The organism is Aeromonas sp. 600774, assembly GCF_049175075.1.
In the GTDB taxonomy this organism is placed as follows: domain Bacteria; phylum Pseudomonadota; class Gammaproteobacteria; order Enterobacterales; family Aeromonadaceae; genus Aeromonas; species Aeromonas veronii_A.
In genome coordinates, this window is sequence record NZ_JAAKUJ010000010.1 from 153,113 (window position 1) to 175,218 (window position 22,106).

At 56.5% G+C, this 22,106-nt stretch carries 17 protein-coding genes; 10 read left to right on the plus strand and 7 right to left on the minus strand.

Annotated elements, in window-relative coordinates:
• The first annotated feature begins 147 nt into the window (after positions 1-147).
• Positions 148-705 carry a hypothetical protein gene (locus G5171_RS12765; protein ID WP_421250340.1) on the plus strand — a complete coding sequence of 186 codons (558 nt, stop codon included), beginning with the start codon at positions 148-150 and terminating at the stop codon, positions 703-705.
• Between the two features lie 453 nt (positions 706-1,158).
• Positions 1,159-2,787: an antiviral reverse transcriptase Drt4 gene (gene drt4, locus G5171_RS12770; RefSeq protein WP_421171933.1), complete on the plus strand. Its 1,629-nt coding sequence runs from the start codon at positions 1,159-1,161 to the stop codon at positions 2,785-2,787.
• Between the two features lie 256 nt (positions 2,788-3,043).
• Here the strand turns inward: drt4 and G5171_RS12775 are convergent, their stop codons facing one another.
• Positions 3,044-3,685 carry a hypothetical protein gene (locus G5171_RS12775; RefSeq protein WP_421250338.1) on the minus strand — a complete coding sequence of 214 codons (642 nt, stop codon included), beginning with the start codon at positions 3,683-3,685 and terminating at the stop codon, positions 3,044-3,046.
• Between the two features lie 119 nt (positions 3,686-3,804).
• A complete protein-coding gene (cysS, locus tag G5171_RS12780) occupies positions 3,805-5,181 on the minus strand; it encodes a cysteine--tRNA ligase (protein ID WP_041208491.1) in 1,377 nt (458 codons plus the stop codon).
• 212 nt (positions 5,182-5,393) lie between these two features.
• Between cysS and G5171_RS12785 the strand changes: the two genes are divergently transcribed.
• The 3 genes from G5171_RS12785 to lpxH are packed head-to-tail and all read left to right on the plus strand — an operon-like array spanning position 5,394 to position 7,430.
• Complete coding sequence (locus G5171_RS12785; protein WP_005337417.1) at positions 5,394-5,891, plus strand: peptidylprolyl isomerase; 498 nt, start codon at positions 5,394-5,396, stop codon at positions 5,889-5,891.
• A complete protein-coding gene (locus G5171_RS12790) occupies positions 5,881-6,678 on the plus strand; it encodes a DUF4269 domain-containing protein (RefSeq protein WP_421250337.1) in 798 nt (265 codons plus the stop codon). Before G5171_RS12785 ends, G5171_RS12790 begins: the two co-directional genes overlap by 11 nt.
• Positions 6,675-7,430, plus strand: a complete 756-nt coding sequence (lpxH, locus tag G5171_RS12795; RefSeq protein WP_421260285.1) for a UDP-2,3-diacylglucosamine diphosphatase — start codon at positions 6,675-6,677, stop codon at positions 7,428-7,430. Before G5171_RS12790 ends, lpxH begins: the two co-directional genes overlap by 4 nt.
• Here lpxH and G5171_RS12800 read toward each other — a convergent pair.
• Complete coding sequence (locus G5171_RS12800) at positions 7,415-7,594, minus strand: hypothetical protein (RefSeq protein ID WP_421260286.1); 180 nt, start codon at positions 7,592-7,594, stop codon at positions 7,415-7,417. The two genes, lpxH and G5171_RS12800, sit on opposite strands and share 16 nt — an antisense overlap.
• A 114-nt stretch (positions 7,595-7,708) precedes the next feature.
• On the opposite strand from G5171_RS12800, the gene G5171_RS12805 reads away from it, so the two are divergent.
• Positions 7,709-11,827: an ImpA family metalloprotease gene (locus tag G5171_RS12805; RefSeq protein WP_421260287.1), complete on the plus strand. Its 4,119-nt coding sequence runs from the start codon at positions 7,709-7,711 to the stop codon at positions 11,825-11,827.
• 170 nt (positions 11,828-11,997) lie between these two features.
• Here G5171_RS12805 and nrfD read toward each other — a convergent pair whose 3' ends face one another.
• From nrfD to pdsA, 4 genes are all read right to left on the minus strand, one after another.
• Positions 11,998-12,951 carry a cytochrome c nitrite reductase subunit NrfD gene (gene nrfD, locus G5171_RS12810; RefSeq protein WP_421251572.1) on the minus strand — a complete coding sequence of 318 codons (954 nt, stop codon included), beginning with the start codon at positions 12,949-12,951 and terminating at the stop codon, positions 11,998-12,000.
• 69 nt (positions 12,952-13,020) lie between these two features.
• Positions 13,021-13,689 carry a 4Fe-4S dicluster domain-containing protein gene (locus G5171_RS12815; protein ID WP_216978490.1) on the minus strand — a complete coding sequence of 223 codons (669 nt, stop codon included), beginning with the start codon at positions 13,687-13,689 and terminating at the stop codon, positions 13,021-13,023.
• Positions 13,686-14,306 carry a cytochrome c nitrite reductase pentaheme subunit gene (gene nrfB, locus G5171_RS12820; RefSeq protein WP_337072736.1) on the minus strand — a complete coding sequence of 207 codons (621 nt, stop codon included), beginning with the start codon at positions 14,304-14,306 and terminating at the stop codon, positions 13,686-13,688. Before nrfB ends, G5171_RS12815 begins: the two co-directional genes overlap by 4 nt.
• Before the next feature lie 153 nt (positions 14,307-14,459).
• The gene (gene pdsA / locus G5171_RS12825; protein WP_337072735.1) at positions 14,460-15,071 is read right to left on the minus strand and encodes a periplasmic diheme shuttle PdsA; all 612 of its coding nucleotides are present in this window, start codon (positions 15,069-15,071) and stop codon (positions 14,460-14,462) included.
• Positions 15,072-15,316: 245 nt separating this feature from the next.
• On the opposite strand from pdsA, the gene G5171_RS12830 reads away from it, so the two are divergent.
• The 4 genes from G5171_RS12830 (at position 15,317) to G5171_RS12845 (ending at position 22,036) form a co-directional block, all read left to right on the plus strand.
• The gene (locus G5171_RS12830; RefSeq protein WP_216978492.1) at positions 15,317-17,401 is read left to right on the plus strand and encodes an OmcA/MtrC family decaheme c-type cytochrome; all 2,085 of its coding nucleotides are present in this window, start codon (positions 15,317-15,319) and stop codon (positions 17,399-17,401) included.
• Positions 17,402-17,456: 55 nt separating this feature from the next.
• Positions 17,457-18,431 carry a DmsE family decaheme c-type cytochrome gene (locus G5171_RS12835; RefSeq protein WP_005346795.1) on the plus strand — a complete coding sequence of 325 codons (975 nt, stop codon included), beginning with the start codon at positions 17,457-17,459 and terminating at the stop codon, positions 18,429-18,431.
• An 11-nt stretch (positions 18,432-18,442) separates the two neighbouring features.
• A complete protein-coding gene (locus G5171_RS12840; protein ID WP_421260288.1) occupies positions 18,443-20,428 on the plus strand; it encodes an MtrB/PioB family decaheme-associated outer membrane protein in 1,986 nt (661 codons plus the stop codon).
• Between the two features lie 252 nt (positions 20,429-20,680).
• Entirely contained in the window at positions 20,681-22,036 is a 1,356-nt protein-coding gene (locus G5171_RS12845; RefSeq protein WP_337072731.1) for an 8-oxoguanine deaminase, read from the plus strand.
• The last annotated feature ends 70 nt before the right edge of the window (positions 22,037-22,106 follow it).

Genomic DNA, 22,106 nt, shown 5'->3' on the forward strand with positions numbered 1-22,106 from the left:
TAGCATTGCCATTCTCTCACATAAAATAATTAACCATCTAGCTCTGTGAATTATATGGACGTTGACATAATTTCAAACTTGAAATCATTTAACCGCAAAGAGCGGTTTTACCTAATTGGCCAAATGCTGGGAAACCCAGAATTTCGCATGGATGAAAACCAGCTTGATAAGATATCCAAGCTAATCAAGGTAAAAATACCTAGTGAATACTTTGCTGCTATGGATTATCACCTTGACTGGATCTATGCCAGCTTGTTTCTCACCCAAGAGCATGGTGAAAAAATATTTCAACGAAACTTCATCGATAATAATAAAAAGGTTGATTTGCAAATATCAGGCACTCAAGAGGATGTAGATTTTCTCCTTGCCTTCATTGATCCCGAAAATAAAACCCATATAGTGATGATTGAAGCTAAAGGCGATAGCTACTTTAGTAATGGTCAGCTAGATAGCAAAAATAAACGATTTAAGGCTATTTTTGGTAACGAAAACACATGGCCAAATGTAAGGCCTCACTTCATAATTTGCAGTCCTAAAAAGCCACAAAAGATAAAGATAGAAGAGCCTGCCTACTTTATATTTAAATACTCTAAATTACCTTGGCTTGAACTTGATATGGGAGAAGGGAAAAATAAGGTTACTCGATGTGATGATGAAGGTGAACCATATAATAATGGTGAGTATTGGACTGTTGAAAATCGATGATGGTGTTTTACCGCCACGTGATCGACATCCTTCCTAGCGACCTAGACAAACGAGCTCACTCCGGCGAACAACAGGGGGCAACACCCAACCCGCCGCCCCGAGGCCGCTTAAAAGGCGTAGGGTGCAACAAGCGCAGCGCATTGCACAGCGGTAACACACCCCAGCCTATTCGGGGCAAAGATCGGGCGGGTTGTTAGCTCAGAGTCAGCCCCTCGCCCACCCCATGGAGAGAGCAGATTGTCGCACCTATGCAACAAGAGCCATCGACATGGTTGCATAGGTGAAAAAATCATGGCGGGTATAACGGCAAGCGGTGCCCATCCCTATCGGGAAACGGTTTTATATTAAAGGCCCGATAGTGAGTATTTCACCGTAATAACACCTTATTTCTCGAACGTCCGATTATGCTTCGCTAATCGAACCTACGTCCCTTATTTATACAGGAAATTCAATATGTTTATTGAAGGTGGCCAAGAAGAAAAAAGATTACTTATTGAAGCTCTTTCTAGATACAATTACTTCCCGAATCAACGATTAGGGTTAAGTGAACTACCTCCATCATTTGACTCGAGACAGTTTACTCCAGAAGTCCTGACATCCCTCGTTAAATTACAAGCAGCAAAAGTAAGAAAAACTTTAGGGTATAGTCTTACAGAGTATCGCTCAACAAGATTCAATAACATTCCTAGATTACTTGGAATTATTCATCCAAAAGCTTACTCACATCTTGCAAGCTGTATTCACGAGAATTGGGATGAAATAAGAAAAATAACAAAAAACCATTGCAGCCAAATAAAGCCAACTTTTCATCACAATGAAAAGCGCCTACTTGTCATGAATTACGACGATCCATCAGAAAAAATTAGACGAGCCCTATGTGCTGAGTTTACAAAGCGTTTTAGAGTACATGCAGATATTAGCAATTGTTTTCACAGCATATACACACATGCAATTCCATGGGCCATTGTTGGTGTTGAAGAATCTAAAAGACGACTCAAAGAAAACGAGAAAAAATCTTGGCCTGAAGATTTAGATTTTCATCAAAGAAGAACCAAAAGAAATGAAACACAAGGTATACCAATTGGCCCTGCCACATCAAGTATCTTGGTAGAGGTTATTTTACAATCCGTAGATGAAGCGCTAAATCGAAAAGGATATCACTTCATAAGGTATATCGATGACTACACATGCTATTGTGATACAAATGAACATGCTAATGACTTCATCTTGGATCTAGAAAATTACTTATCTATCTACAAACTCACTCTGAACTTAAAGAAAACATGGATTGAGACATTACCAGCGCCAACAGAAGATGAGTGGATATTAACATTAATTTCATTCCTCCCTAGCAGATTGGCCAATGAACATGACGGTGAAAATAAATTAACAACATCAGAAACGTTGACATTCATAAATCAAGCAATTCGTTTAAATAAAACAACGCCTGATGGTAGCGTGTTGAAATATGCCATAAGCATCATTCTTAATCACATTGATGATTATGCTGCAATCAACTTACTGGATTCTGTTATAAATTTATCTTGGCACTACCCCGTTTTAGTCCCCTTAATTGATAGAATCATTGACCTAACAAATTATCCTGCTGAACAGATACTAGAGCAACTGAATAAGATAATCGATATCAATGCACTTTCAAGACGGTCAGATGGTATGTGCTGGCCATTACACATAATGTTGAAACATAATTTAACATGCGATGAATCAACTGCAGATAAAATTATAAAAAGCCAAGACTGTGCCGCATTATCTCTATTGTTAGAGCAAAATGAACACAACAATAAAATTATTGACTTTACAAACGAAATAGTATCGTCAGATATATACACTAAAGATAACTATTGGCTATTGCTATATCAAATGTATTACAAGGGAATAATTGATGCACCCTACCAAGAAATAGAGGAAAATGCTGTCTTTAAGACTTTAAAACAACATAACGTAAATTTCATACCTAGAAACTCTAAAACTAAACATGAAGAAAAATGTGATGAAATTCTCAGAGAGATACAAGCTGAACAGCTCAAAGATATTTTTTCAAACACACCTGTTGAGTTTTAATTATTTCCCCCTCAATCATAGATTTCACATTTATCTATTCGGTACCTACGTGTGATAGGCACTAAAGATTAGAACGGAAACCAACAAAATATTTTCCGTTGGCTAATTCTGTTTGGCTTCAAAAAATCACTTGCCAAGCAGCGCTTGCAGCGGCGAAACACCATCGAGAATGGTATTTTCACCCCAAAAAAACCGCAGCCTTGAGCTGCGGTTTTTATTTCTATTCCCCCAACACTTTTTCACTCAGGCTAAAAGACTACTTCCCCAACCCCTTGCACTGCTCTCCCCCTGCGGCGGGATAGGCGGTGAGCGTCTCATAGAGAGCGGCGCGCAGGCTGCCGGATTGGCAGAAATCACAGCTGCCGCCGGCGTCAATATCGGTGATACGGGCGCCTTGCGGCCCATCCAGTACCAGATAGGTGCTGACAAAACGGTAGGTGCCGCTGGGGGCGTCGAGCGGGGTGCCCGGCTCGCCAAAGGTGAAGCGCACCTTGACCTCGCTGCGATCCCGGCTGCCGGCGATGGCGCGCGACGAGAGGATCTCCGAGCCCAGCAGGTTATCCCAGGCGTTGGGCAGGAAGGGGTTGCCCTCGACAAAGGGGGGCTTCTCGTCGGGGGCCTCACGGGTGGCTATTTCGCGCGCCTTGGAGGCGGCATTGAGCAGGCAGAGCAGCTCGGGGGAGACGATAGTGGGCAGCGCGCCGCCAAGATCGCTCTGATAGAGGCCGCTCGGTTTGACTTGGCGCTCCCAGTCGAGAAACTGGGCCACCTTAGCCTTGGCGCGGGCACTGGCGGCCGGATCGAGTTTGCCGCTGGTGGTGGTGCCCGCATAGGCCGGGGCGATCAGGGCCACCGCAGAGAGGGCCAGTGCCAGCACGGGCCAGCTGGATATCTTCATGGTGCCATCTTCCTTATGTTCGCTTGCATGGGCCGCGCCTTGAAAAAAGCGCCGGTCCCTGAAAAAAAAGAGCGCAGCCCAAGGGCTGCGCTCTGCGTCAGATCGTCAACCGGCGGCCCTTAGGCACGGCGCCAGCTGGTCTTGCCGGCGCTGTCTTCCAGCACGATACCCATCTCGGTGAGACGGTTACGGGCGGCATCGGCAGCAGCCCAGTTCTTGTCGGCACGGGCCTGATTGCGCTCGGCGATCAGGCGCTCGATCTCGGCAACCTCTTCGTCCGCTTCGTCACCCTTGAGGAAGGCTTCGGGATCTTGCTGCAGGATGCCGAGCACGGCGCCCAGCTCGCGCAGACGGGCGCCCAGCGCGGCGGCAACAGCCATGTCTTCACCCTTCTGGCGGTTGATCTCGCGCACCAGATCGAACAGGGCGGAGTAGGCTTCCGGGGTGTTGAAGTCGTCGTCCATCGCTTCCTTGAAGCGAGCCACCTGCTCGTCGCCACCGGCAGCAGCGGCTACCGGCAGATCGCGCAGGGCGGTGTACATGCGCTCCAACGCGGCGCGGGCTTGCTTCAGGTTATCTTCCGAGTAGTTGAGCTGGCTGCGGTAGTGGCCAGACATCAGGAAGTAACGGACGGTTTCGGCGTCGTAGTGGGCCAGCACATCGCGGATGGTGAAGAAGTTGCCAAGGGATTTGGACATCTTCTCTTTATCTACCATCACCATGCCGCTGTGCATCCAGGTGTTGACGTAGTCGCCACCGTGGGCGCAGCAGGACTGGGCAATTTCGTTCTCGTGGTGCGGGAACTGCAGATCGGAGCCGCCGCCGTGGATGTCGAAGTGGTTGCCAAGGTGCTTGGAGTTCATGGCGGAGCACTCGATGTGCCAGCCAGGACGGCCCGGGCCCCAAGGGCTTTCCCAGGTCGGCTCGCCCGGCTTGGACATCTTCCACAGCACGAAGTCGAGCGGGTTGCGCTTGGCATCGACCACGTCAACGCGGGCACCGGCTTGCAGCTGCTCCAGATCCTGGCCGGAGAGTTTGCCGTAGTCGGCATAGGATTCGACGATAAACATCACATCGCCGTTGTCCGCCACGTAGGCGTGCTCTTTTTCCAGCAGGGATTGCACCAGCTCGATGATCTCTTCGATGTGCTGGGTGGCGCGCGGTTCGATATCCGGGCGCACCATGCCGAGGGCGTCAAAGTCGGCGTGCATGTCGCCAATCAGACGCTCGGTCAGCTCGTCGCAGGTCACTTGGGTCTCGGCGGCACGCTTGATGATCTTGTCATCCACGTCGGTGATGTTGCGCACGTAGGTGAGGTCGTAACCGGCGTAACGCAGGTAGCGAGCGACCACATCAAAGGCGACGAAGGTGCGGCCGTGGCCGATATGACAGTGATCGTAGATGGTGACACCACACACATACATGCCCACCTTGCCCGGGTGGATAGGTTTGAATTCTTCTTTTTGACGAGTGAGTGTGTTGTATATCTTCAGCATCTTCTAACCACTGCCTGTGAGTAAAATGGTTGGTCATAATACCCCGTTCAGGGGCAGAAAACGAGGCAGAAAAGAGGGCCAATCCCGCCTGCCAGCACGGTTACGGCGCCTGAGAGACTATGCCGCCAGCCCCTGATGGGCTAGAATTGCCACCACTTTATGCCATACACCTGCGGGCACTTCGTCGCTCGCATCAAATGAAAGGACATATCATGGTCACTCTGCACACCAATCACGGCGACATCACCCTCACCCTGAACGCTGAAAAAGCCCCGGAAACCGTGGCCAACTTCCTGCAATACTGCCGTGACGGTCACTACGACAACACCATTTTCCACCGCGTCATCGACGGCTTCATGATCCAGGGCGGCGGCTATGCCCCGGGCTTTGAAGAGAAAGACACCCGCGCGCCCATCAAAAACGAAGCGGCCAACGGCCTGTCCAACAAGATCGGCACCATCGCCATGGCTCGCACCATGGAGCCGCACTCTGCCAGCGCCCAGTTCTTCATCAACGTGAACAACAACGACTTCCTCGACTTCAAATCCGCCACCACCCAGGGCTTCGGCTACTGCGTATTCGGTGAAGTGACTGCCGGCATGGACGTGGTCAACAAGATCAAAGGCGTCAAGACCGGTAACTACGGCCGCATCCACCAGGACGTGCCGGTAGAAGACGTGGTGATCACCAAGGTGACCCTTGCTGACTGATCTCTGCCGACTCGGCACTGACAAAACTGCGGCCCCGGCCGCAGTTTTTCCATCTGTCTCTTCCACTGCCAGTCCGAACTGGCGCCGCCTCGACTATCTGGCCCACGGCAACCCGCGCCAGCGCTCGGCCCATGCCCTGCTCACCGCCGGTGTGTGGGATGAGCTGGCCACGCAGTGCAGCGATATGGCGCTGGTGAGCACGCTCGCCATCGGCCTCGATCGGCCGGGCAGCGATCTCGATATTCTCTGCCAGCATGCTGATCCCGCCGAGTTTGCCGCTACTTTTGCAGAGCAAGGGTGGCAGGCGAGCGCCAAGGGCGACAATATCTGGCTGCTGGAGCGCACCTTTTCCTGCCTCGACCAGAGCTGTGCTAATAGCGGTTCTGACAAGGGCGATGTCTGCTGGCTGCTTGAGCTCTATGTCACCCCAGCTCCCATCGAGACGCTGAACGGCTGGCGCCACCTCACCCTGATGGCGGTTTTGCTGCAACGCTTTGGCGATGCTTTCTATCAGGAAGTCTTGCGCCTGCGCCTTGAAGAGGGTCTGAAAGGGGAAGCAGCCATGTGCCGGTTGCTGGGGCTGGCGGGCGATCCTTATGCTGCGCTGCTGACGCTGGAGGAACGAAATCTGGCCGAGTTGTCATGGCAGCCGCCATCCCGTGACGGTATGCATACATCCACTGATGCGATGGTGCCCGCAGCGCACTGTTCGTCCCCTGTTGTTTCTACTATCTCTGCCACCCCCGTTTGCCCTGTTTCGACCGAGAGCCCGATCCCCACATCATGAGCACCCTCTTTATCAGTGACATTCACCTCTCTGCCCAGCGGCCCGATATGACCGCGGCACTGGTGCGCTTTCTCGAGCACGACGCCTCCGGCGCCGATGCCCTCTATGTGCTGGGGGATCTCTTCGAATTCTGGATTGGCGATGATGACCCCAATCCGCTCCATCAACAGATGGCCGACGCCTTCTTGGCCCTGAGCCAGCAGAACGTGCCCATCTACTTTATCCACGGCAACCGCGACTTTCTGCTGGGCCAGCAGTTTGCCAAGCGCGCGGGGATGACATTGCTGGGTGACCCTTGTGTTATCGACCTCTATGGAGAGCGGGTAGTGCTGAGCCACGGCGATCTACTCTGCACCCTGGATGAGGGGTATCAGAAGTTTCGTCGCATCACCCAGCTCAAGTGGCTGCGCTGGCTCTTTTTGCGGCTGCCGCTCGCCCGCCGTCAGGCCATCGCCTGCAAGATGCGCGGCCAAAGCCAGATGGAAAATGCCCACAAGAGCCAGATCATCATGGATGTAACGCCCGCGGCGGTGGACGAGATGCTGCGCCAGCAAGACTGCCGGATGATGATCCACGGCCACACCCACAGACCCGCCATCCACGACTTCACCCTCGACGGCCAGCCGGCGCGGCGCATCGTGCTGGGAGACTGGTTCGAACAAGGCTCGGTGCTGATCTGCCGCCCCGGCGAGCAGCGGCTGGAAATGCGGGCGCTGGCAACGATCGAACCTGCTGCTCACCCATCCGCCTGACATCCCCCTGTTCGGGTTGCAGGCAAAACCTGCGGCCCGGCATCCCACGCCTGTACACCCGGTGAACCGACGTAGAACGGCGAGTTCGGTATGCCGATGCGCTGTTCGGCCCATCTGTAGCGGTTCTGCTGCACCAGCAACGGCAACAATCGACCAAAAAGCATGCAAGATGCTGAAAATAAAGATAATTAACCATTCAATCAACGTTGAAATAAGCAAGGTCGCTCATTAGACTACCGACTCCTCCCACCCGTCGTAACACAAGGATGTACCAAACAATGAAAAAGACGGTTCTCACCCCCTTACTGGTGCTGTTGATCACAGGCTGTGGTGGCGGTGATGGCGAACAGGAAGAGAGTCCTATTGCTCCCCCTACTGAAACGCACTATTTCGAGGTGTCCAGCCTGAGCAGCCAGGGGGGGCAGTTAACTCCCACCCGCCTGAGGCTGGGGGAGGGGGAACAGGGTCGCTTCTCGGTACAGGCTGACAGCGGTTACGTTCTGACCGGGATCACCGGGTGTGAAGGCACCCTGGACGGCCTCACCTATACCACAGGTCCCATGCGTGGCGATTGCCAAATTTCGGCCAGCTTCACTCAGGAGAGTGCCGCCATCTATTTCAACGCCACCACCCAAGCTTCTCTGGGGGGCGCGCTCAGCCCCGACTCCCTGCGCCTGAATGCGGGTGAACAGGGGCGTTTCACCGTGCTGCCCGAGAGTGGCTTCGTGCTGGCACACATCATAGGGTGTGAAGGCACCCTGACGGGTAACACCTACACCACCGGCCCCATGCGTGCTGATTGCCAAATCTCGGCCAGCTTCACTCAGGAGAGTGCCGCCGTCTATTTCAACGCCACCACCCACGCTTCTCAGGGGGGCGCGCTCAGCCCCGACTCACTGCGCCTGAATGCGGGTGAGCAGGGGCGTTTCACCGTGCAGCCCGAGAGTGGCTTCGTGCTGGCACAGATCGCAGGGTGTGAAGGCACCCTGACGGGTAACACCTACACCACCGGCCCCATGCGTGGTGATTGCCAAATTTCGGCCAGCTTCACTCAGGAGAGTGCCGCCGTCTATTTCAACGCCACCACCCAAGCTTCTCTGGGGGGCGCGCTCAGCCCCGACTCCCTGCGCCTGAATGCGGGTGAACAGGGGCGTTTCACCGTGCAGCCCGAGAGTGGCTTCGTGCTGGCACACATCACAGGGTGTGAAGGCACCCTGACGGGTAACACCTACACCACCGGCCCCATGCGTGGTGATTGCCAGATCTCGGCCAGCTTCACGCAGGAGAGTGCCGCCGTCTATTTCAACGCCACCACCCACGCTTCTCAGGGGGGCGCACTCAGCCCCGACGCACTGCGTCTGAACGCCGGTGAACAGGGCCGTTTCACCGTGCAGCCCGAGAGTGGCTTCGTACTGACACAGATCGCAGGATGTGAGGGCACCCTGACGGGTAATACCTACACCACAGCCCCCATGCGCGCCGATTGTCAGATCTCGGCCCGCTTTATCAGCGATGCCGCCAATGCGATTGCCCGGGAAGATCATACCCTTGCCAGCGAGCAATCCCTGATCGCCCATGCCCGTGCGGCGATTGCCGACAGTGAGGCGCACCGCACCGAGCTGGTTCGCAGCCTCTATCAGGGAATGGCACAGATCAGCTGGAACCCGAGCCACGACTCCATCACCTTTTCCAGCTTCCAGCCGGAGAGCACGGTGACCCTGCTCCCCTCCAACATCAATGGCAAGGGGGAGAGCGAGATCCGGGGTCTGGTGATGGTCTCCGAGCAAGCCGATTACCGTCAGGCCGCCATGGGGGCGAACCTGTTTTCCGTTGACCGCACAGCACAGAGCGAGGCGCTGCTCAAGGGGCTGATTGGCTGGCTGACCCGGGGCAAGGATAGCGATGGCCTGCGCATCCTCTCCGCCCAGATGCCAAGTCGCGCCGATAGCGTCTATTTTCCCCACAACGAAGGCGTGCGTGACTGGCTCAAGGCGATCTATCCCGACAAGCACAGCATCAACCCGGCCAATACCTGCGATTATCAGGCGTTGAGTGACTGCATCGATACCATGGCGCCGGAGCTTATCGTGATCAGCGATATCGACCGCCAGGGGCTGGGGTATCAGGGGATCGCACAGGGGATCGCCAAGGCCAAAGCGGCCGGGATCCCGCTGCTGCTCTCCAACTATCGGCGCGATGCCAGCTCGCTACTAAGCCCCCTCTATCTCGATATGGGGCTGGTCACCTGGGGCAACTACTGGTCAAAACTCAGAGCCAGCGATCTGGCAGTGAACACCATCATGGCACCCGACACCCAGCTGATGGCGGTCGATACCCTGCTTGGCAACCTTCAGGATCGCAACTTCACTACCCAGTGGCTCGATAGCTGCGGCGGCAACTTTATCAATTGCGGTGGCTCGGAGAGCTTCAACCAGCAGTTCAAGCTGGGTGCCGACTGGTTGAGAAATGCGGCCATCACCCTCGACAAGGCCGGGATCAGTCCCTTTGCTCGTGACGGCGTGACACTGTTGCCCGCCACCCTGCTGCTGGCCGACAAATACAGGACCGCCATCGACTACCCCATTGCCTGGGATGAACATCAATTCTGGCAGCAGGCGATGTTTGCCGACTGGCTGGTGAGCTATGCCCGCACCCGTACCCCGGCCCAGCCCGATCTGGGGGAGTACGTCACCGATCGCAACAAGGTGGTGAAAGGACAAGCAGCTCACTACGCCTATCCCGCGACGCTCACCGACAGTCGGCGCATTGCGGTTCCCTACAGCAGGCAGTGGACCACCACCGGCTGGTATGCCCTGCCGGGACAAACCATCACCCTGAGACGCACCGATAACGCCGATGTGTCTGCTACCGTCCGACTCAACTACCACAGGCCCAACACCAATCGCGCCTATGAGCAGAAGATCTATCGAGCACCGCTGGAGCTGACCACCGGACGACTGCTCTTGGCCAAGGGGGGCAGCGTCACCTTCACCTCTCCTTACGGCGGCCCTATCTATCTCTATCTGGAAGGGGGGGCAGCATCGCTGGCCGTCCAGGTAAGCGCCACGGGCGTCACCCGTCATCCGGCCATCATGGATTTCAGTGATGAGCAGCAGATACGCGAGTTCAACGAGCGGCTGGAACAAACCGAGCTGCCCCATATCGATCTGCGGGCCGATGGCGCCGAACAGCATCTGCGCCGGGATCGCTTCACCAATGCAGTGGGTGGCGTTATCCCCGACACCAATGCCCTGCTCGACAGCATCGCCCGGGATCACATCAATGGCGTCTACACCCTGGCGGGCCTGAAAATTCAGGGCAAGGGGCTCGATGAGTCGCTGCCGGCAGATGTTAAAAACGCCTGTGTGGCACTGCTGGGGGAGGGGTGTCTCGATGAATCGCTCCACACCCGCACCATCATCCAGCATGCCAACTATGACCAGAATGCCCATTGCGGCAGTGGTTGCAGTGGCAACCCGTGGGACTCTTCCGGCAGCATCAGCCCGACCGGCTGGCTCGACAATCACGAGCTGGGCCACAACCTGCAGACCAACCGGTTGAACGTGCAGTACGCGGCGGCAGGCGATGCCGACAACTGGAGTGGCTACGGCAGCCGGGCGGGGGAAAACTCCAACAATATCTTCCCTTATGTGGTGAAGTGGCGCGCCCATTATCTGAGAGATGGCAACACGGCGCCCATCAAGGATGGACACATGAATCACAAGGATCTCTTCTATGTGTTCATGTCTGATGCGGCGCAGGTACGGGACAGGAGTGGCAACCGCGTCGTGCTCGGGGCCAACTGCAAGGTGCTCGATACCGGCGAGAGTCGCTACGAAGCCCCCTGGAAGAGCAATGCCTACGCCGTCCACAACGGCTATCGCATGGCGTTTTATATCCAGATGGCATTACGCGCCCACCGTATGCTCCTGACTGATGGCACCCGGCTGAACGATGGCTTCACTCTCTTCACTCTGCTTTATCAGCACTCACGGATCTTCGGCGCGGCGGCCGACAGTGAAGCGCAGTGGAATGCCAACAAGGATAGGCTCGGCTTTAGCCTGTTCCCCTACTCGGGGCATGCGGTCTATGGCGGCAAACGGGTGCGCGACATACCGGGCAATGACTTTATGCTGGTTGCACTCAGTCGGCTCACCGGTTGGGACTGGCGCAATCACTTCGATCTGCTCGGCCTGCGTTACTCAAGCCTCGCAGTCGCTCAGGTGCAGGCCAACCAGCGTTATGGCAGCCTGCCGATGGGGATGTATGTGCTGGAGGATGACCTGCCCCCAGCCAACATGAGCGAAGGCGTCACATTCCTGCCGCTCTCTGAAAGCGACGGATCCACCCTCTGGCCCCGCAACAGTGGCTCGCCGAGCATCTGTCCGGTTCCCTGAATCCGGTCATCACGATAACTACGACAAGCGCCCGGCAGGGCGCTTGTTATTTATCCCGCCTTTGGCCCCATGGTGGATGCCGAGGAGGTGGGGGGGGGAGAAGAACGAGCCGAAAGTGTGTCAGCCTATGTAAGGGTGAGACTCATAAGTAGCCCATTCGCGCGACCATGTTACAGCACCGTCATCTGACCGGCATAGAGGATGAAGTAGCGCAGCAGCAAGATCCCCACCAGGCTCAGGCTGCAGACCAGCACCAGATGGGAGCGCTGGTGCTGGCGAGCTGGCGAGCTGAGCAGCCCCAACAGTTGGGGAAGCAGGATGCCGATGCCAATCACGCCAAACCAGAAGACCTGCGACCAGAAGCCGCCGCCTATGGCCGCCCACATCGCTGCCTCCCGCTGGCCGCCACCGAAGTAGAGGCCGGTGAAGAAGCAGACCAGCAAGAAGACCTCGATGGCCACGATGGGGCGCTCGAAGCGGTGTACAAAGCTCACCCCCTTGCTATGGCTGCTCTCCTTGAACAGAGTCACCGCCAGCAAGATGGTGGAGGCTACCCCCGAGCTGATACCGGATACCAGAAACAGCGCCGGCAGGATCGGGTTGTTAAGCATGGGGTAGGTCTTGAGCGCCGAGAGCAGGAAGCCGGTATAGGCCCCCAGCAGTACGGCCAGCAACAACAACAGGGGAGTAAGCAGTCGCTCAAGCTTTGCCACCTTGCCTATCAGGGTATCGATGAAGGCGAACCTGTCCGCCAGCAGGTGCCGCCGCAGCCCCTCGATCTCGGCTCTGAAGACCACCGCCAGCCAGGCAAACAACACAGTCATATAGACCTGAAACAGCATGACCCCCATCGACATCACGGAATCGAACTGATAGTGGAACATCAGCTTCCAGAAGGTCCAGGGACGAGCCAGGTGGAAGATGAGGATCAGCAGCCCCAGTATCACGCTGAGCGGGGCCAGAATGGCGGTCGCCCTGATGATGCCGTTCTCGCTGCCGGCCCCGCGCTGGCGCAACAGCACCGAGAGGGTGACTGAACCGGCGGAGATCCCCAGCAGAAAGAGGTAGATGGCGATGGGACCATCCCAGACCAGTGAGTCGAAGTGAAATGCGTTATGCCACATGGTACACACCTCCCGTTTCGCTACTCACCATCTGCAGAGGGATACCGCCATGATGCGGGTTATGTGGACTCATGATTTTATCTCCCCTTTTGGTACCCGATACATCTTGGGCGAGGTGCCGAGGAACTGTTTGTAGCGATAGGTGGTCTCGTGCACCAGCCGCTTGGCGATCGGGCTGTGAGGATCATCCAGATTGCCGAACACCAGCGCCTTGGTAGGGCAGGCTTCGACACAGGCGGGTTGCTTGCCGTTGGCCAGATTGGTCTTGCGGCAAAAATCGCACTTGTCGGCAGTGCGGGTGACCGGGTTGATAAAGCGGACCTGATAAGGACAGGCTGCCAGACAGTAACGGCAACCGACACAGAGATCGGGGTTGATGTCGACGATGCCATCCTCGGCCCGGATATGGGATGCGCCCGTCGGGCAGACATGCACACAGGGGGCGTTATCACAGTGCTGGCAGGACTTGCGGAAAAACCGGTACTCCTGTTCCGGATATTCACCCACAGGCCCGGTACGCAGGATCTGCAGGCGAGCTACCCCTTGTGGCACCTGATTGACTTCCCGGCAGGCATCCATGCAGGCGGTACAACCGATGCAGGCGGTCTCATCGTGGATCATGCCGTAGCGTATCCCCCCGATGGTCATGCTGTTGGCCAGGGCGCGGGGCGACCCCGTCATCAGGATCAAGGCGCTGGCACTCATCCCCACCATAAACTCGCGACGGGTCGTGCTCATGCGCCCTCCTTGGCCGCGGCTTGCTGCCTGACCTCATGCTGCTTGCTGTGGCAGTCGACGCACAGCTTGATGCGGGCCTTCTCGGGGATGCCGACCATGGGCTCTTTGGCCGGGTGCAACTGGTGGCAGCTGGTGCAGGTCACGCGAGTCGCATGCACGTCGTGAGCCCACAGCGCCTTGCGCAGATCATCGGGCTCATGGCAGCTCATGCAGACGCCGTTTTGCTGGCTGAGCGGGAAGGCATCGTCGCCAAAGCGCATCACGTCGACAATGCCGCCACGCTGTTTGCGGTGCTGGGCTGACGGGTTGCCGTGACAGTTGGTACAGGTCACAGCTTCATTGGTATTGGGGTTGGTGACGCTGGCATGCTTGCCATGCATCCCCTCGTTTCCGTCGTGGCACTTGTCACACTTGGCGAAACGGGCGGCCGCTTTTTTCTCGGCTGCGGCTTTCTTCGCGGCTTTGGCCTGGCGTGCGGCCAGTGCATCGGCGGCACTGCTATCGGCCACAGTGCTGATGGCGGCAGACGCTGGTTCGACGGCGGTCGCGGCGAGGGCAAACTCGCTTGCACCCAGACAGATCGTGGCAAGCAAGGCCCATTGCATTATTTTTTTCATACTGGACTCCGGATCAAAGAGGTTCAGCGGCGTTATCCACCCCCTGACAAGAAAAAGAGCGACAAATACCTCCCAAAATGCCAGAAACGGGCAAGAGTCCCCCACCCACGACAGAGTGGGGGCTTGATCAATGGATAAACCTGACCGCTTTGGTTATTGCTGGCTGGCGTAGTACTCGGCCAGCGCCTTGAGGTCGGCATCACTCATGGCAATGATGGCGTTATTCATCTTCTCGTCATTGCTGCGCTTGCCAGCCTTGAACTCTTGCAGGGCCATCAGTATGTAACCTTTTGGCTGACCGGAGAGGATGGATGCTTCATCGTCGGCAACGGAGCCACCTTCGGAGTGACACTTCTTGCAACCAGACTCTTCATGCAGTTTTTGTCCTGCTTTGGCCAGTGCGGCATCGAACGGTTGTTTCATCGGTTGGTAGGGCAGTTCGGCATAGTAAGCTGCCAATTCGTCGATCTGATCGTCGCTAAGACCCTTAACAATGTCGGTCATGTTTCCCTGTTTGCTGGTGTCACCGGTGACATGATTAACGGTCTTAGCAGGGCGGCCATCCAGGTAGCTTCGCATCTGCTCCGCAAGATTAGATTCTGCTATTCCGGCGATTGTCGGAATATCCGTATGTGAGCTGATCCCCTGATTACCGTGACATGCGTTACATGTTTTGGCCATCTCGTCGACCCCGGCAAAGGCTGGCCCAATTGAACCAATCAACAGAGATAACCCCACCACTTCCAATTTCATGCTTCGCTTCATTTTGCACTCCTAGTGACATAAAAATCGTAAAAGCCAGTCTATACAGTTTTTTTATTCGAAAAAGTGGGCTTAATCCCGCTTTTGAGACTTCTATCAACGTCGAGCACTATATAAACCTTATAATTCGGATGGAAATGGTTTTTGACCAAAAGAGGGTCCAAAGGGGCCTAATGTTGCATGTTTTTGGGGCTTTTCTGACACAGCTCATACATGAAATAAAAATCCGATAAAAAAGGATAAACAAGATGAAATACTGGAAAGCGCTGGTGGCCGCTGCAATGGTGCTCACCCTCTCGGCCTGCGGTGGCGGGGGGGATGGCAGTGACAAGAGTGAGCCGCCCCCCCCTCCTCCTGGAACCCCTGACTCTCTGACTATCTCGGCCTCGACACCGGTTCTCACCCCGGATGGTCAGCTCTCGGTGCAGTTCAACGTGGCGGACAAACAGGGTTCGGGTTACGACCTGGGCGCTACGATCCCCTCCTTCACCCTCAACAAGGTGATCCCCGGCCGCGATGCCACACGGCAAGACCCGGCCATCTGGAAGAGTTTTATCTACCGTTCCGGCAAAGCCACCAGTGAAAACAGCGGCAAGCTGGAGCCACTGGGCAATGGGCAATATCGCTACACCTTTGCGATCAACCCCACCACAGTGCAGGATCCCTATCCTTCTGATTCACAAAGCAATAATGGTGTAATTAGCTGGGATGAGACGGCGACTCATCGTCTCGGTATCTTTTTTGGTGGCAGCAACAATGTTCCCGTTACCAACTATGTGCTGGACTGGGTGCCGGCAGGGACGCCCGCCGCTTTGACCCGGGATATCGTGGATCAGAGCAGTTGTAACAGTTGTCACATGAAGCAAGCGATCAAACACGCGGATCGCGCTGACCCCAAACTCTGTGTCACCTGTCACAACGAGAGCAATCCGACCATTGCTACCCGCCGTTCTCTGACGACCATAGTGCACAAGTACCATGGCAATCTGGATAGCACGGATACCAAGACGGTCAGCCACTTTCCGCAAGACCCGCGCAACTGCGATACCTGTCATAAGGACGCTACGCCAGCCACCCTCAATGCCGGTAACTGGCAACATGCCCAGGAAAAAGCCTGTGGTGCCTGTCATGCCGATTCAACCAGCTCCACAGGTTTTGATGCTCACATCACCGGCAAGATCAACAGTGGCGCAGTCTGCACCCAGTGCCATGGCGCTGATCCGGCCAGCAGCAAGTCACCTTATATGGTTCACCTGGGTTACATGGCCAACGAGGCGATTGGACGCGACAAGCTGCAGTTCACGTTCGATGACGTTCGCTATGCCGCTCCCAATATCGAGGTCGAACTGACCGTCACCGTCGACGGTACGCCGGCCGAGAGCGTTAATGACGTGCTGAAATATGTCAAAGATGGCAATCCGGCCATTCTGGTCAACTGGGATCAGGGCCAGGGATTCGAGCTGGCCACCACCAATCCGCAGACCTTCGTCTCTGGCAACAAGATCGAGTTCAGCAAGTGTGTCAGCCAGGGCACAGGCCGCTTCCTGTGCAGCAAAGAGACGGGCAACGAGGTCAACGGCACCCTGGCTGCGACCATCGCCGACTTGAGAGTCTGTGTGGCGCGTAAAGCCGATCGCAACGGGGCGTTTGCCGCAGGGGATCTGCTGCCTTGCAGCAGTACTGCCAGCGCACTCTCCCTGATCGCCATCAATCCGGTCAGCGCCTACTTCCGTGCCGAAGGGGGCATCGACAGCAGCTATCTGCTCAAGGCCGGTGCGGATCTCGCTTCCTGCAACAGTTGTCACAAGGATCTGGCAGTCCACATGAGCAATCATGCGGCCAAGGATATGAGCCAGTGCACCAGTTGCCACAACGCGACCCGTACCTCGTTCTATGCGGGGGTGCCGGGGGACCTGAAATATCACGTCCACTCCTTCCACGCGCTTGGCGCCAAACATGGGGGAAGCGCTACCTTCCCGGGCGATATCAGCAACTGCGAGTCCTGTCATACCCAGGGGCAATACAACCTGCCCAACCAGCAGAACGCTCGCCCCTCTCTGGTCGCCACCACGGCTGACAACAAACAGCCCAAATACTTCAGCCCGGTGCTGGTGGTCTGCTCCAGCTGTCACCTCAAATCACCGCTGGGGTTGGTCAAGCCGGATAGCCCGGTGGCAGGGGATGAGTGGGCTACCCACATGAAGAATAACGGCGCCGTCTTTGGTGCAGAGACGATCGAAGCCGCAACCGGTGTTGAACAGTGTGCCTCTTGCCATGCCGTCGGGCAGGAGCAGGGTGTCGACAAGGTTCACAAGGTCTACGACTTCCGTTGATGAAATCCTGCGGTCAGGGGGTAACCCCTGGCCCTTCGCCGTTGAAGGAAACAAGATGAAAAAGACCATCTCGCAGTGGTTATTGGCTGGCATATTGGCCCTGAGCTGCCTGTCAGCCTGGGCCAAGAGCGATGCCGCGCAACCCGCTGGCGATGCAGATCCGCGACTCCAGATTGAATCGGCTCTGGACAAGAAATTTGACCAGGGAAAATACTCCCCGAAGGGAGCTGATACCTGCCTCAAGTGCCACGATTCAGATTCACGTAAACCCGCGACCGGCATATTCCACAGTGTGCACGGCAATCTGGGCAACCAGAATGGCCCCATGGCCGACCGGCAGTGTGAAGCTTGTCATGGTCCGGCAGGCAACCACACGCGCAATCCTCGCAAAGGAGAGAAACGGGAGCCGATGATCACCTTTGGTCCCGATTCACCTGTGCCGGTCGAGAAGCAGAACAGTGTCTGTCTCTCCTGTCATACCGATACCAACCGGATGGGCTGGCATGCCAGTGTTCATGCGGTCGAGGATCTCTCCTGTACCAGCTGCCACACATTGCACCAGGCCAAGGATCCGGTGATGGACAGCAAGAAACAGGTCGAGACCTGCACCAGCTGCCATGCCGCAGAGAAATCGGATCTGCACAAGCGCACCAGTCATCCCATCCTGAATGGCGAAATGCCCTGCTCCAGCTGCCACAACCCGCATCAGTCACAAAATGAGGCCAGCCTGAAACAGCCAACCGTCAACGAGAGCTGTTACGAGTGCCATGCCGAGAAGCGGGGCCCCTTCCTGTGGGAGCACGAACCGGTGACCGAGGATTGCTCTCTATGCCACAGCCCCCACGGTTCCATCAATCAGGCGCTGCTCAACAAGCGCGTGCCCCAGCTGTGTCAGGAGTGTCACAGTGCCCCCCATGCCAACGTGTCCATCCCCGAGGGGGATCTCAAGGTGCGCGGCGGCAGTTGCCTGAACTGTCATAACCAGATCCACGGGACCAACCATCCGAATGGGCAGTCCCTGCGACGTTGAGGAGAGAAGTCATGAAACATTCAACACTTTGGCTCTCCTTGCTGACCATCTTCTCGGCCCATGCCACCGAGGAGCCGCTGGCTGTCGAGGATTACTCCCTGCAATCGGCCAGGGAGGCCAAAACCGCACGCTGGCGCTGCGCATCCTGTGAAAGCGAGAGTGGCTGGTTTGGTGAGGTGGGGCTGGGGACAGGCTACATCAACGATGATGGCGCGACCCGTTTTCGCAACTGGGTGCCCGCCGCCAACGATACCGGCATGCTGGGGATCTTTAACGCTGACCTGCAGTATCGGGGAGAGGGATCCCGTTACGGCGCACTCGAGGCCAGGGATCTGGGAATGCGCCGTTTCAGCATGTCACTGGAGCAAGGGTTCTATGATGGCGCGCGCGCCAAAATTGGCTACTCCGAAACCCCCTTTTACTGGAACAGCCATGGCAAGAGTGTCTATCGCTCTGATGATGCGCCGATGGCGGCTGGTGCGCTGGCCGAATTTGACAAGGAGGTGGTCCGCAAGAAGCTGACCATGGGGCTTGCCTATACCCCCAAGAGCCCATGGCGCCCTTATGCCGATTTCTCTTATGAGAAAAAAGAGGCAACGCTGGCCACTTATCAGTCCAGCATCCCGGGGATAGGCAGTACGCCGGGCTTTGTACCCAAGCTGGTCGATGGCAGCACCACCACCCTGGTCAAGAGTGGCATCAGCTACCTGGGTGAAGGCTGGCTGGTTGATCTGGCCTACAACGGCTCACTCTATCGCAACGAGGAGACCGCATTCTATTTCGGTTCGGCCAGCGACCCCTATGCCAATGAGCGGGCTTACGAACCCGACAACAGCTTCCATCAGGTCAGTTTGTCCGGCCAGTACAACTGGAACCGGCAGAGTCTGAGCGGTCGCATTCTCAGCAGTCGAGCAACGTCGGATGGCTATCTAGCCGCCTTCCGGCAGGTGCCGATCACCCAGAGCGATTTCCATGGCGAGATCGATACCATCCAGACCAATGCCAAATGGGTGGGGCGTTTTGGCCGGGATTTGACTCTGCGTGCCGGGGGCGAATACCGGGATCGGCAGGACAACTCGGACAAGCAGGTAGTGATTGGCAAACAACGGCAGCCGGGGGATCGTTCTCACAGTAAAGCCAATCTGGAAGCGGATTACCGCCTGAGTCGATCGGTCAAGGTAACCGGGGGTTACCAGTATCGTGCCGATGAACGGGAGTACGCGGATCGTCGCAAGACGGATGAGCAGACATTGTTCCTCAAGAGTCGCTATCGCCCGGTGGGTGATCTGCAACTGGGGGGTAAACTCTCCTGGAGCACCCGGGATGGCTCTGAGTGGAAGAATAACAATACCAATGTCAGCCCGACCTTGCGTCAGTTCTATCTGGCCAATCGTGACAGGTTCGAGCTGCGTGGCGATCTGCAGTATGCCTTCAGCGAGCAGTTAAGCTCCTCGCTGGAAGGGTGGTGGGCACGGGCCAACTATCCGGAGCCTGACATCGGACTCAGTGAAGGGGAGGACTATGGTATCGATCTGACCCTTAACCAGCAGTTTGATGAGAACCTCAGTGGCCATCTCTTCAGCAACGTACAGTGGATCACCTCAAGCCAGAACCATGCCTACACCGGTGCCCCGGACTGGCAGCCCTATTCGACCCGGGTGCGTGACCAAATCACTACTCTGGGAGTGGGACTAAGCCAGAAGAAGGCGTTTGATTTGGCGCTGGAACTGGGGGTGGATTACAGCTTCTCCTATGGCCGTGGCCAGACAGATGCCAGCAAGGGTTATGACTACCCCGATCTGACCAGTAAACAGCATCGTCTGGAAGGTTACGCCCTTTATCAGCTCGACGAGAAGCAGTCGCTGCGCTGGGATATGCGCTACGAGTTCTACCATGACGTGGATTACCTCTATACCGGTGAGGAGTACAGCATGGGTCATGTGAACCAGAACTATAACGGTTACTTCACCGCTATCTCCTGGATTTACAAGTTTTAATGCAGCCCATCTTGTAAGGGGAGCCAGGCTCCCCTTTTTTATGTCTGCGGCTCATGCCTGGTCGCTGATTGCAATTGATGCATCTATGCCGTAAGCAGAGTAGCTATCCCCTTGATTTTATAAGGTGATCACAGATTTTTTGCTGCCGCTGGATAGACTGGAGCCACTGCGGTACTGCGCCGCCTCTGGATCAGCAGACAGGGTATAACTGAGCTGGCTCACCCCTATGTGTCACTGATGGAGGAGTCGGCCATGTCCGCTACCCGTATCTGGATCAAAAACCCCCTTGCCACCTTTACCCGCGAAACGGTCGATGGCCGCGGCGGACTGGTGATTGAAAACGGTCTGATTAGCGAGGTGCTGGCGGCAGGCCAGCAGCCTGCCCGGCCTTGCGAGCAGCTGTTCGATGCCCGTGACCATGTAGTGCTGCCGGGCCTTATCAATACCCACCACCACTTCTACCAGACCCTGACCCGTGCCTGGGGGCCGGTGGTCAATCAGCCGCTTTTCCCCTGGCTCAAGACCCTCTATCCGGTGTGGGCAAGATTGACGCCGGATGGGCTGGCGCTGGCGAGCAAGGTGGCGATGGCGGAGCTGCTGCTCTCGGGCTGCACCACGGCCGCGGATCACCACTACCTCTTCCCGCGCGGGATGGAGGAGTCCATCGATATTCAGGTGGCGGCGGTGCGTGAGCTGGGCATGCGCGCCACGCTGACTCGCGGCTCCATGAGCCTTGGCGAAGATGAGGGGGGGTTGCCACCACGCCACACGGTGCAGGGGCAGCAGCAGATCCTCGATGACAGCCTGCGGCTGGTGCGCCAGTACCACGAGCGCGGCGCCGGGGCGCAGATCCAGATTGCGCTGGCTCCATGCTCCCCCTTCTCGGTCACCGAAGAGATCATGGTGGAGAGCGCCAGGCTCGCGGCCGAGTTCGATGTGCGGCTGCACACCCATCTGGCGGAGACGCTGGATGAGGAGGCGTTTTGCCTTGAACGCTTTGGCCTGCGCACCGTCGATTATCTCGAAAAGGTGGGTTGGCTTGGCGATCGCACCTGGCTGGCCCACGGCATCCACTTCAATCCGGACGAGATTGCGCGGCTGGGGGCGGCAGGCACCGGGGTGTGTCATTGTCCCGTCTCCAATATGCGGCTCGCCTCCGGTATCTGCCCGACCCTGGATCTCGAAGCGGCCGGTGCGCCGGTGGGGCTCGGAGTGGATGGCTCGGCCTCCAACGATGCCTCGAACCTGATGCAAGAAGCTCGTCAGGCGCTCTATCTGCAGCGACTGCGTTACGGCGCCGAGCGCATCACCCCACGCAAAGTGCTGGAGTGGGCGACCGTAGGCTCGGCACGGCTGCTCGGGCGCGACGATCTCGGCGAGCTGCTGCCCGGCAAGCAGGCGGATCTGGCGCTGTTCAAGCTCGACGATCTGCGCTTTAGTGGCTGTCACGATCCCATTGCAGCAATCATTTTGTGCGGCGCCGAGCGTGCCGATCGGGTGATGGTGGGTGGCAAGTGGCGGGTTGTGGATGGCGCCATCGAGGGACTGGATGTCGAGGGTCTCATCGCTCGTCACAAGGTGGCCGCCGCGGCGCTGGTGCGTGGTTGAACGCAAAGGTCTGTACGAGTAACTCAATGTGGGCAACCCAAGGTGAATAGCCAAAGGAGAGTGCTCGACA